Annotated in this window: 1 protein-coding gene; it reads right to left on the reverse strand. The window is 59.9% G+C overall.

Going from position 1 to position 870, the window contains the following annotated elements; all coding sequences use genetic code 11:
* Positions 1-870: hemagglutinin repeat-containing protein (locus BMI79_RS22855; protein ID WP_208611228.1), on the reverse strand; the 870-nt coding region annotated here is incomplete at both ends.

Here is an 870-nt window from a genome sequence, read left to right on the forward strand (position 1 = left end):
CGTTGCCTTTCTCCGAGCCCTGGCTCTTGTTGGCGTTGGCCGACACCGCCACACCTGCGGTCGAGACATCGACCCCGACGCCAAAACCGCTGCTGCTGTTCTTGCCCGTCGTCTGCTGGGTGTTGGCCGCACCGCTCAGCAGCACATCACGTTCAGCATTCAGTGTGGTATCCCCACCGGCTTTCAACTGGCTACCAGCAACCACAATATCCCCACTGTGGGTACCATTACCCTTACCGGTGGCGGTTACTGAGAGGTTGTTACCTGCCGTCAGCGTTGAGCCGGTGACCGTCGTCGATTGCGAATGGGATTCCGAACTGGACTTCTGACTCCCCAGCGAGGCACTGACTCCCACGGTGTTTTTGATATCCCCGCCTTTGGCCTGCTCCAACGCCACGGCTTGACCGGCTTGCACACCAGACAGCGCCGCCTTGGTGCCTTGTAACGCTGCCAGGCGACCGTCGGTTTCTTTCTGCGCCTGCTGCGCCGTGTTGACGGCAGTGTTCACCGCACCGCCTGCTGCACCAGACAGCGCGATAGTCAAACCGCTGCTCTTCTGCTCAACGGTCTCATCCCGGCGGGTGATATCGTGCCCTGGGTCAATCTGTACACTGTCACCGGTCACCGACAGGTTCTGGTTGGCAATCACATCCGCACCGCCGATATGCGCTTTGCCGCCTGCAACAATGCTCACATCGCCACCGGTTGAACCAATGGTGCTCACACTCTGGCTCTGGGTGGTACCGTCTTCGTTCACCTGATGGCGTGACGAGGTGCTGCCAACAGTGAAGCCCAGCCCACCGCCGCTGAACACACCGCTCTTTTTCTTCTCATCCAACCGATAGCTTGATTGCTCTTCGGTGGCGGCCA

Origin of the sequence: Serratia oryzae (genome assembly GCF_001976145.1) — a bacterium.
GTDB lineage: Bacteria > Pseudomonadota > Gammaproteobacteria > Enterobacterales > Enterobacteriaceae > Chania > Chania oryzae.